The following is a 10,282-nucleotide window of genomic DNA, read 5'->3' on the forward strand; positions in this document are numbered from 1 at the left end:
CTCGCTGACGACGCCGATGCCCAATGCCCAAGTGCTCCTCGGCCTTTTTCAGCTGGACGCGGGGACGCTCACCACTTGAATCCCGTAGAGCGCGAGCAGCCCCACCATGTGGCCGATCGCCACGCCCGGCTCGCCGGACTCGATGCGCGCGATGGTCTGGACATGCACGCCCAGCCGTGCCGCGGCCGCCGCCTGGCCCTCGCCGGCGTCGAGGCGCGCACGCTTGGCGGCCGCGCCCAGGTCCTTGATGGATTGAAGGGCGTCGCCGCCGATGTCTGCAGAGATTCGTTTGCCTTGGGCCATGCGCGGATTGTCGCCGGAGCGCACGGCCTACACTGGCCCGCATGCCTCTCCCCGCGTCACCGCCGCCCATGCAGGACGATGCCCTCACGTCCTACTTCTTCAGCGGCGAGGCGATCCGCAGTCGCAGCGTGGGCACGCGGTTGCTGTCGGGCGTGGTCGATGTGCCGGCACCACCGGCCCGGCTCGCTGCCGACTGGGCGCGCGAGACCGCGTCGACACTCGCGCCTGGCGACGTCGAACCGCTGCCCCTGGCACGCGCCCGCATGCGCTGGCCCGACTACCGGCGCTGCGTGCAGGCGGTGGCCGACTGGGTGCACACACTGGGCCTGCCGCCGACCTTGCTGGACACCAGCGACGTGGCCCTGATGGCCTGCCGCGGCGCGCGCTACCACCACGACGCCGCGCAGTACGGCGGTGCGGCCTTCTGCAATCTCTTCCTCAGCGAAGACCAGGACCTGGACGTGCACTTCCCCGGCACGGGCCAGCGCATCCCGCTGGTCCGCGGGACGGTGCTGCTGTTCGACACGGGCCAGCCGCACGCCGTGGTCCAGCGCCGCGGCGAGGGCTTCGACGCGGCCGACTTCGCCGCGGGGCGCGAGCGCACGCAGGTGTTCCTGACCTGGGAGCTGCCGATCGAGCAGCCCGAACTCGCACGTGCGCTCGGCGTCGCCTTCGACACCGATCCGGCCACCGCGTCGCGGTTCGAAGAAGAACATGTGCGATGCCACGGCGCGGCGGCCGAGGTCTGCCCGGCTTCAGGCCGCTGGCGCCCGATCGATTGAGAAGAGTGCCACCGTGTACGCCACCCGGCGCATGTAAGGGGATTCTGGCTCTCGCCACTGAGCGAAGCTCGGAGCTCATCGCGTGGTGGGCGCAATGGGCAGGGCTTGCATTGCTGGCAAGGGGTCGGCAATCACGAATTCTGAGCTGAAGGAAAAAGCACCTCTTTTTCTCATGCCCGCTTGCGCGATCTTGACCCTGACCGTCATGGGCTGGGTGCTTTCATCGACCTCGACAACGCTTTTTTCAATATCGACCACTTGCCCGCTTCGAGCACGACGGTGGCGCTCTGGGCCGGACTGCGGAAGGGGCGGTAGGTGTCTGGAAACGTCGTCGTTACCACTGAGCTGGCTTGAGCGGTTACCTTGTAAATACCGGGCGGGAACAAGGAAGCGAGCAAGGGAATGCGCCCCTCCCTTGACTTCAAAGTAGCTGGATCGACGTAGTCATCACCGAAAGTGGCGCTAAACCATGCGCTGCCTTGGGCTTGCTGCGCGCTCACCTCTGGCACATAGGCTTGGGCGTTCACCTTGCCTGCGCCAGGCGGCTCTCCGACGCGTTCCATGGTGATGAATCCGCGGATGGTGTATTTGTCCGTCACGTGGAACGCGGCAGAATTCCACAGCGCCCCCCTCGTCGGGTCGGACGGCGCCCCGAAGCTTCGGGGCATGCTGCCCACCGCAGCGGCTGAAGCATTCGCCGCACCCGACCATGACGCAGCCTGCCAGGGTCAACATCGGCAATGCGATAGCGGGCCACTTGCAGAAGGCGCTCGCCAATGATCCATACCCGTTGCTCATCGTGTGGCGGGCGCAGGGGTTGGAGCTTGCGTTGCCGGCAAGGGATCGGCAATCACGAACTCGGGGCTGAAGGAGGAGCCACCGCTTTTTCTCAGCCGGGGCAGGGCATCCTGCCCTGATTGCCCAAAGTCGACGGTGACAGTCATGGGTTCGGTGCTTTCGTCAACCATCACCTTGTGCCAGAGGACGGTCCACTTCCCAGCCTCGACCACGATGGTGGTGCTTCGGAGGGGGCTATGGAAGGGGTAGTACTTGCCAAAGAGTGTCAGCTTTTCTACTGCGCTGGCTTGGGCCGTCACCTTATATATGCCGGGCGGCATCAAAGGAGCGCGGAAAGGAATGCGTCCCTCCCTTGCCCCCAAGGTGACGGGATCTACATAGTCGCTGCCGAAGGTGACGCTAAACCATGCACTCCCTCGGGCTTGCTGCGCACTCACGTTGGGCACATAGATTTGAGCGTTGACCTTGCCAACACCCGGTGGCTCGCCAATACGTTCCAACGTGGCAAAGCCATGAATTCTGTATTTTTCCGTTTCACCGTGGATGCCATCGCCCCATAGCGCCCCACGTGTGGGGTCAGCGGGTGCCTCATAGCTCGTAGGCATATTGCCGCCACAGCGGCTAAAGCATTCGCCGTACCTCACCATGGCGCAGTCCGTCAACATCAGCGTTGCCAGTGCAGCAACGGTCCATTTGCAGCAGGCTCTTGCCAATGGTCGAAGTTCGGTGCTCATCGCGTAGCGGGCGCAGTGGATGGGGCTTGAGTTGCCGGCAAAGGATCGGCAATCACAAACTCGGGGCTGAAGGAGGAGCCACCGCTTTTTCTCATGCCCGGCAGAGACGCCTTGCCCGCTTGCGTGATCTTGATCGTGACCGTCATGGGCTGGGTGCTTTCATCGATCTCGACAACGCTGTTGTTCAGGATCGACCACTTGCCCGCCTCGACCACGATGATGGTGCTCTGCGGGGGGCTGCGGAAGGGGTAGTACCTACCGGGAAGCGTGGACTTTTCTATCACGCTGGCTTGGGCGGTCAATTTGTAGAGGCCGGGCGGCATCAGCGGGGCATCAGATGGTATTCGCCCCTTTTTTGACATCAGAGTGACAGGATCGACATAGTCGCTGCCAAAGGTGACGCTAAACCATGCACTGCCTTGGGCTTGTTGCGCACTTAGGGTGGGCACGTAGGCTTGGGCGTTGACCTTGCCTGCGCCGGGCGGCTCGCCAATGCGGTCCATGGTGATAAAACCAAAAATGGTGTATTTCTCGGTCTTGTCAAAAGCAGCAGCGTTCCATAGTGCCCCCCGAGTCGGGTCGACTGGCGCCACATAGCTTGTCGGCATATTGCCCCCGCAGCGGCTAAAGCATTTGCCGTACCCAACCATGGCGCAGCCCGCCAAGGTCAGCGCCGCCAGCGCAATAGCGGGCCACTTGGACTGGTGCAAAGCATTGTTCTTCATCGCGCTTCCCTCTATCGACCCATCACCGGGCCACGCTGTTGCTGCTGTTGAGCTTCTTCTTGCCGCTGTGCGGCGAGTTGTTGCTCGCGCTCGCGCTGCTGCTGCGCGATCAGGGCTTGCTCGTGATCACGACTCTGCTGTTGGAAGGCCTGCCATTGGGGCGAAGCCTGGTGCGCTTCAAGCACCTGGTCATAGGCCTTGTCGTCTTTGCGCTGGATGGCATCTACCAGCGCCTTGAACCGCTCGCCAATGGAACTCTGGTGGGTGATGGATGCGGCCAGCGGCTGATTTTTTGCGACCGTGGGCGTTGTCGTGGTCCGTGGCTCGACGGTGGGGGCAGGTGCTTGGGGTTGTTCTTGCTGCGTTTGCTTGCCGTGCGGATGCGGCACCACGTCCTGATACAGCGGGTGGTCTTTGGCGAGGTAATGCTGCTGGGCTTGCTGGTGTTGGGCTTTGATATCTTCCTCAACCTTGATAATCACGGAAGTCCGCTTGTCATCAGGATCATTCCTTATCTCCCGATACTTCACCTCCAAGTCCCGCAGCGCCTCCCGATACAACGGACTGCCATCCACACTCGGATGGTCATTCTTCCCCTCGGGCAGCTTGCTTTGGCTGACAAGCTGCCCCTGCCCATCGCGCGCTTCAATGGCGTAGCTCGGCGTGAAATAGTTCTGGGCAATGAGCGGACCCGTCGGCATTTTGGTCTCGGTGCTCAAGGTCTGCCCGGTCGCCGGATCGCTCGTCGTCGTGCTGAAGCGCCGCCCCTGGTCGAGGTCGAGCACCTTCTCGATGCGGTGGCCTTGCGCGTCGGTATAACCGAGCCTGAAGCGGCCATGCGCCATGGCGCCTGCCTGGTTGGCCGGATGGTCCGGATGAGGCTCCCACACCGGCGCGCCATGCTGCTTGATGCTGTCGATGCTGGGGTGGAAGAAGTCGCGCTCTCGATCGCTCAGGGGCAGCGTGGCGAACTGTTCGAACTCGGTTTTCTTGAGGCCCGAGGCCCCCATGGCGTGTCCCACCATCGAGAGGGGATCGAAGTCGACGCGCCCCCCTTTGTCGCGCAAGGCCGGCATCTCTCCCAGCATGCGCTCGCGATAAGGCGCGGGGTAGCTGCCCGCCAGCGCTTCGAACCCGGCCACGCCCTTGTTCTTGAAATAGCTGGCTGCGGCGCCTTCGGGCTTCCACTCCTGCAGGCCATGCAGAAACTCGATTTCGGCCGTGGTGCGGATGTCGTGGTAGCGGGCGGCTGCCGCCAAGGCCATGGCGTTGGTGCCTTGCTCCCAGCCGCTCAGCTCTGCCCAGGTGCGGTATTCACCGGGACGGCCTGAGCGCTCGAATGCCTTGTGCCCTTGCAGCATGCGATCGCGCTGGTCGGCCGCATACCAGCATTCGATGTCGTGGCGCTGGGCGATGGTGTCCGCATAGGAATTTGCACCCGTCGTGCGCGGCACCTCGGGGTCGGCGAGTTGCTGGCGGATCGTGTAGTGCGCCGCCACCTGCGCATCGAGGTTGTAGACCCGGTCGCCATTCGGCAGCACGGTGCCATACAGATCGGGCCGGCTGCCCTTGGCGGCATGGATCTGGCTGACCCCGCCTAAGTAGTCGGCGCCGGGCGAATTGCCATAGCGCGGCGGCAGGCTCTGATCGGCCTGGTGTCTGTAATCGCCCATTCTTTGAGGCTCCCTGTGATGGCTGAAGCATGCACATCCCGGACGAAATGACAGCGGGCCATGCCGCCGCACACCATCCGTTTTGGCGCATGCTACTTCCCCTCAAGCAAGCTACAAAGCGATGAGAAACGTGTTCAAAGATTGACCGGCGCCGCCTCGATTTTTTGCAGCGCCCACATCTGCGCATAGCGCCCCTGGCGCGCCAGCAGCTCCGCGTGGGTGCCGCGCTCGACGATCACGCCGGCCTCGAGCACCAGGATCTCGTGCGCATCGACCACGGTCGACAGCCGGTGTGCGATGACCAGCGTGGTCTTGTTCTGCGCCGCGCTCTTGAGCTCCGACTGGATCGCGCGCTCGTTGGCCGAGTCCAGCGCCGAGGTGGCTTCGTCGAAGATCACGATCGGCGGGTTCTTGAGCAGCGTGCTAGAACTTGTACCGGGCCGTCAGCTGCGCGCTGCGCGGCGCGCCGTACATGCCCGAGTACCACCAGCCCGACATCGATGCGATGTACTTGCGGTCGAAAACGTTCTGCACGTTGAGCGACACCGACAGCTGCTCGTTGACGTCGTAGCGCGCCATCAGGCCGGCCACGGCATAGGCGCCCTGCCGTGCGACGACGGTGCGTCCGATCTGCCAGATCTCGCCGGTGTAGGTGATGCCGCTGTTCCAGTCGACGCCGCCGCCCACCGTGAGCTGGCGCCAGTCGCCAGGCAGGCGATAGGTGGTCCAGACGCGGGCCATCTGGCGCGGGAAGGTGGTGTTGACGCGGCGGCCGGTCGCATCCTCGGAGCTGCTGAAGTTGTACGACGCGCTCAGGTTCCAGCCGGTGGCCAGCATGCCGTTGAATTCCAGGTCGACGCCCTGCGTCTTCACGCCCTTCACCGCGCGCGACGCGGTGTCGGTGGTGCCGGGCACGAACTGGCCCGGATCGGACTCGGCCACGTTGTCCTGGCGGATCTGGTAGAGCGCGGCGCTGGTCGTCACGCGGCCGTCGAGGAAGCTGCTCTTGATGCCGGCCTCGTAGGTGTTGCCCTCCTGCGGGTCGAGCATCACGCCGTTGCGGTCGAGCGAGGCTTGCGGTTTGTAGATGGTGGCGAAGCTCGCATACAGCGTGTGCTGCGCGCTCAGGTCGTACACCAGGCCGCCGTAGGGCGTGAACACACGGCGCTCGGACGAGGGCGAATTGCTGAAGTAGCCGCTCGTGTTCCGCGTGACGTAGTCGCTGTCGTAATTCAACACCTTGGCGCCGACGATGAGCTTGAGCGCGTCGGCCAGCTGGAAGCGGCCCGCGCCGTAGACGCTGGTCTGGCGACGCGGGCTGTCGAAGGTCACGGAGCGATCGCCATAGACCGGCGCGCCGCTGTTGTCCCAGCGGTAGACGTTGACCGGCAGGTTGCGCAGCCCGGTGGTGTCGAAGCTGCCGTGGGTCAGGCTCCGGAAGTCGTTGTATTCGACGCCGACCAGGGCCTCGTGCTGGCGGCCGAACAGGGTGAAGGGCCCGCCCAGCTTCACGTCCAGCGTCTTGTTGCTCAGCCGGTAGTCGCGGCGCTCGGCGTTGAGCCGCAGGCCGTCGCCCGTGGCCGGGTCGAACACGCTGTTGTTGACGGCCATGTAGACCGAGTCCTCGCGCTGTTTGGAATGCAGGTCGTTGGCCGAGACCTTGAGCTTCCAGTCGTTGTCGAAAGTCTGCTCGAGCGCCACGAAGGCGCTGGTCGAATCGGTGTTGAAGCGGTTGTGGCGGCTCGCGGCGTTGAAGGACGTCTTGAATTCGGTCTGCTTGCCGTCGCTGTCGAACAGCGGGAAGCCCAGGTAGGACAGCGATCCGTGCGAGCGGTTCTTCTGCAGGTCGATGCCGGCGGTGAGCTTGAGCGAACGCGTCAGGTCGGCCTCGATCACCCCGTAGAACACGTCCTTCTTCTTGCCGTAGTAGTCGATGTAGCTGTCGCCCTCCTCGTGCACCGCGACCAGCCGGCCCCGCACGCTGCCCGACGCATTGAGCGGGCTCGAGAGGTCGAGCATGCCGCGCCGGTTGCCCCACGAACCGATGCCGAGCTCGGCCACGCCCTGGAAGGCGGCGGTGGGCTTCTTGCGCACCATGTTCACGATGCCCGAGGGATCGCCCGCGCCCGTGCTCAGGCCCGAGGCGCCGCGCAGCACCTCGATGCGGTCGTACAGCGCCATGTCGGCGATGGTCTGCGAAGCCAGCGCGTCGAGGCCCAGGAACTCGCTGTGGGTGTTGACCCCGTCGAGCTGGTAGTTGCTGATCGGGTAGCCGCGCGCGCTGGCGTTGCTGCGCTCGGTACCGAGCACGGCCATCGAGATGCCCGGCGTGCGCGCCAGCACCTGGTCGATGGTCGTGAGGTTCCCGTCTTCCATGCGCTGCTGGGTCATCACACTGACCGACTGCGGCGTGTCCTTGAGGCTCAGGTTCAAGCCGCTGGCCACCCCCGTCGGGCCGCGCGCGGTGTAGACGCCGGTGCCTTCGGTGGTGCCCGAGCGGTCGGCCTGCGCAGTCACGCGCACCTCGGCCAGCGTGGTGCCCGACGCGGCAACCCCCTCGGCCACGGGCGCGTTGCGCTCCGAAGCCACCACGGTCAGCGTGCCACCGGGTGTCTGCGCCAGCGCGAGGCCACTGCCCGCGAGCGCCTGTTGCGCCGCCTGCGCCACGGTGAGGCGCCCCTGCACCGCATGCGCGCGGCGCCCGGCCACCAGCGTCGGCGCGGCGCTGATGCTGCGGCCGGCCTGGCGTGCGATGCGCGCCAGCACGACCCCGAGTTCATCGGCCGGCAGGTTCCAGTCCATCACGCCGTCGGCGACGGTGCCGGACGGCGCGGCAGCTGCCGTCTGCGCAAACGACGAGGTGGCGGCGCAGGCGAGCACGGCCGCCAGTGCCAGCGAGGCTTTGCGCATCGGGGCGCGAGGACGGGACAGGGGGGGAAGGAGAGACAGCGTCACGTCGGACATCCTGGTCGGTTCGGGTTGATCGGAGCGTTCAACCCTGTATGTCCCGCGAGGCGGGCAAACCCGACAGCCGATGCGCAAAGAAATACTCAGGCCGTGCGCGTGTCCACGTAGACCACCCAGTCGCCCCAGTGGCGCACGCGCAGCGGCAGCGTGTCGACCAGCGCCTGCAGGGCCTGCATCGGCCGGTCCAGCGGATAGACGCCGTAGACGCGCACGCGCGCCGCTTCGGGGCTGGCGCGCAGGATCGCCGGCGTGTAGGGGCGCAGCGCCTCGAGCACATCGGCCAATGGCTGGTCGTGCACTTCGAGCACGCCGCTCGACCAGGCACTGGGATCGACGCGCGCCGTCGCCACGGGCTCGACGCCATCGGCGTGCAGCCAGGCGCTCGCGCCCTGCGGCAACTCGACCGGCGCGCTGTCGTTCAGTGGGCGCAGGCGCACGCCGTGTTCGAGCACCGACACCAGCGTGCGTCCTTCTTCCTGCTGCACCATGAAGCGGGTGCCGAGCGCGCGCACGGCGCCTTGGGCGCTCTGCACGACGAAGGGTCGCTGCGCATCGGCCGCGACGTTGACGATCAGCGCCCCCGCGCGCAGGCGCACCAGGCGCTGGGCGGCGCCGAAGTCCAGGTCGGCGGCCGAGCGCGCATTGAGCAGCAGGTCGCTGCCGTCGGCGAGCACGAAGCGGCGGCGCTCGCCGGTGCCGGTGCGCAGGTCGGAGGACCAGGCCATGAGCGGTGCTCGCCGGTCGGCCCAGAGCCCGCCGCCCGTGGCCGTGAGCAGCGCGACCGCAGCGCCGCCCAGCAGCGCGCGCCGACGGGCGCGGTGATCGGGCGGTGCACTCAGCGCGCGCACGACCGGCGGCATCTGGCCGCCGGCCTGCAACTGCGTGAGCGCGGGCGCGATGCGCTGGTCCAGCCGCTGCTGCAGCGATGCCCAGGCGGCCGCATGGGCAGGCGCGGCATCAATCCAGCGCGCAAAGGCCCGGCGCTCGCTGTCGTCGCTGTGGCCCGAGTCGAGCCGCACCAGCCAGTCGATCGCCTGTTCGATCACGGGGTCGAGCGGCAAGGCGGTGGCACGCGCCGTCATCAGGCCCCCGGCTGCGCGGGGCAGGTGTAGAGGTGCACGATGGCCTGCTTGATGTGGCGCTCGACCGTGCGGATCGAGAGCCCCATGCGCTGCGCGATCTCGGCGTGGGCCAGGCCCTCGAGGCGGCGCAGCAGGAAGGCCTCGCGCACCTTGGGCGGCAGGCCGTCGAGCCAGCGATCGATCGCTTCGACGGCTTCGCGCACCAGGGCGTAGGTTTCCGGCGAAGGCGCCAGTTCCTCGGGCTGGGCCGCGAGCGCATCGAGCCAGGCGCGCTCCAGCTCGCGCCGGCGCCAGAAGTTGTAGAGCACGCGCTGCGCCAGCGTGGTCAGGTAGGCGCGCGGCTCCTGGATCGCCTGTGCCTGACCGCCGGTGATCACGCGCACGAAGGTGTCCTGCGTCAGGTCCGCGGCCGTGTGGCCGTCGCCGAGCCGACGGCGCAACCAGGTCTGCAGCCAGGCGCGGTGCTCGCGGTACAGCGCGTGGACGGGGTCGGCCGCAACGGAAGATGGCATGGCTTCGAAATTCATGAATGAGAATTACTCTCATTTTATGCATGCACTGCAGCCGCCCGCGCATGTTGTGAAGTTCGGGGCCGGCGTCAGGGGCCGCCCGACATGCGTCGGAACAGCGTCGGGCCTTTGACGCGTCTACGGAGCGACGCCGCTAAACTGCCACGAACCCACCCTGCACCACGCGCCGTCCTCCGTTGAACAAAGCCCCATCCCATGCCGGCGCACCTGCTGCCGACGCCGTCGTCGGCGGACAGCGCGCCACGCGCCAGCGCTCGGCGATCCGCGCGGTGATCGACCGCTCGGCGCGGCCCCTGCTGCCCGCTGAAATCCTCGAGGATGCGCAGCGCGAGGTCGAGGCCATGGGCATCGCCACCGTCTACCGCAACCTCAAGCTGCTCGCCGATGCGCAGGAGATCCGCATCGTCGAGCTGCCGGGCGAAGCGCCGCGCTACGAGAGCGCGCGGCATGCGCACCACCATCACTTCCAGTGCCGGCAATGCTCGCGCGTGTTCGACGTGCACCAGTGCCCCGGCGACTTCGCCTCGCTCGCCCCCAAGGGCTTCAGCGTCGATGCGCACGAGCTCACGCTCTACGGCACCTGCGCCGACTGCACCGCACCCGCACCCCGCAAGACCGCCGCGAAGCGCTGACCCCCGTCTCCCGCGCCGGCGTGCATCCGCACGGCGAATCGGTTCTAATTGATAAT

10 protein-coding genes and 1 pseudogene are annotated in these 10,282 nt (G+C 66.5%); 2 read left to right on the forward strand and 9 right to left on the reverse strand.

Going from position 1 to position 10,282, the window contains the following annotated elements; translation table 11 throughout:
- Positions 1-48 precede the first annotated feature (48 nt).
- A complete protein-coding gene (locus tag ACSFBC_RS03730; protein ID WP_435508950.1) occupies positions 49-303 on the reverse strand; it encodes a helix-turn-helix domain-containing protein in 255 nt (84 codons plus the stop codon).
- Between the two features lie 41 nt (positions 304-344).
- On the opposite strand from ACSFBC_RS03730, the gene ACSFBC_RS03735 reads away from it, so the two are divergent.
- Complete coding sequence (locus ACSFBC_RS03735; protein ID WP_435508951.1) at positions 345-1,085, forward strand: hypothetical protein; 741 nt, start codon at positions 345-347, stop codon at positions 1,083-1,085.
- Between the two features lie 203 nt (positions 1,086-1,288).
- Here ACSFBC_RS03735 and ACSFBC_RS03740 read toward each other — a convergent pair whose 3' ends face one another.
- The 8 genes and pseudogenes from ACSFBC_RS03740 to ACSFBC_RS03775 form a co-directional block, all read right to left on the reverse strand.
- Entirely contained in the window at positions 1,289-1,648 is a 360-nt protein-coding gene (locus ACSFBC_RS03740) for a hypothetical protein (protein WP_435508952.1), read from the reverse strand.
- Between the two features lie 231 nt (positions 1,649-1,879).
- Positions 1,880-2,617 carry a hypothetical protein gene (locus ACSFBC_RS03745; protein WP_435508953.1) on the reverse strand — a complete coding sequence of 246 codons (738 nt, stop codon included), beginning with the start codon at positions 2,615-2,617 and terminating at the stop codon, positions 1,880-1,882.
- Positions 2,614-3,342, reverse strand: coding sequence for a hypothetical protein (locus ACSFBC_RS03750; RefSeq protein ID WP_435508954.1), 729 nt, complete (start codon positions 3,340-3,342; stop codon positions 2,614-2,616). The genes ACSFBC_RS03745 and ACSFBC_RS03750 overlap by 4 nt, the downstream gene beginning before the upstream one ends.
- An 11-nt stretch (positions 3,343-3,353) precedes the next feature.
- Positions 3,354-5,015, reverse strand: coding sequence for a hypothetical protein (locus tag ACSFBC_RS03755; protein WP_435508955.1), 1,662 nt, complete (start codon positions 5,013-5,015; stop codon positions 3,354-3,356).
- 134 nt (positions 5,016-5,149) lie between these two features.
- A pseudogene (locus tag ACSFBC_RS03760) lies at positions 5,150-5,437 on the reverse strand (metal ABC transporter permease); the annotation flags it as partial.
- 1 nt (position 5,438) lies between these two features.
- Positions 5,439-7,925: a TonB-dependent siderophore receptor gene (locus ACSFBC_RS03765; protein WP_435508956.1), complete on the reverse strand. Its 2,487-nt coding sequence runs from the start codon at positions 7,923-7,925 to the stop codon at positions 5,439-5,441.
- A gap of 140 nt (positions 7,926-8,065) precedes the next feature.
- Positions 8,066-9,064, reverse strand: a complete 999-nt coding sequence (locus ACSFBC_RS03770) for a FecR family protein (RefSeq protein WP_435508957.1) — start codon at positions 9,062-9,064, stop codon at positions 8,066-8,068.
- Positions 9,064-9,576 carry a sigma-70 family RNA polymerase sigma factor gene (locus ACSFBC_RS03775; RefSeq protein WP_435508958.1) on the reverse strand — a complete coding sequence of 171 codons (513 nt, stop codon included), beginning with the start codon at positions 9,574-9,576 and terminating at the stop codon, positions 9,064-9,066. Before ACSFBC_RS03775 ends, ACSFBC_RS03770 begins: the two co-directional genes overlap by 1 nt.
- Positions 9,577-9,770: 194 nt before the next feature.
- Between ACSFBC_RS03775 and ACSFBC_RS03780 the strand changes: the two genes are divergently transcribed.
- Positions 9,771-10,226 carry a Fur family transcriptional regulator gene (locus tag ACSFBC_RS03780; RefSeq protein ID WP_435508959.1) on the forward strand — a complete coding sequence of 152 codons (456 nt, stop codon included), beginning with the start codon at positions 9,771-9,773 and terminating at the stop codon, positions 10,224-10,226.
- Positions 10,227-10,282: the final 56 nt, after the last annotated feature.

The sequence above is a fragment of the Variovorax frigidus genome (assembly GCF_051216515.1).
GTDB lineage: Bacteria > Pseudomonadota > Gammaproteobacteria > Burkholderiales > Burkholderiaceae_C > Variovorax.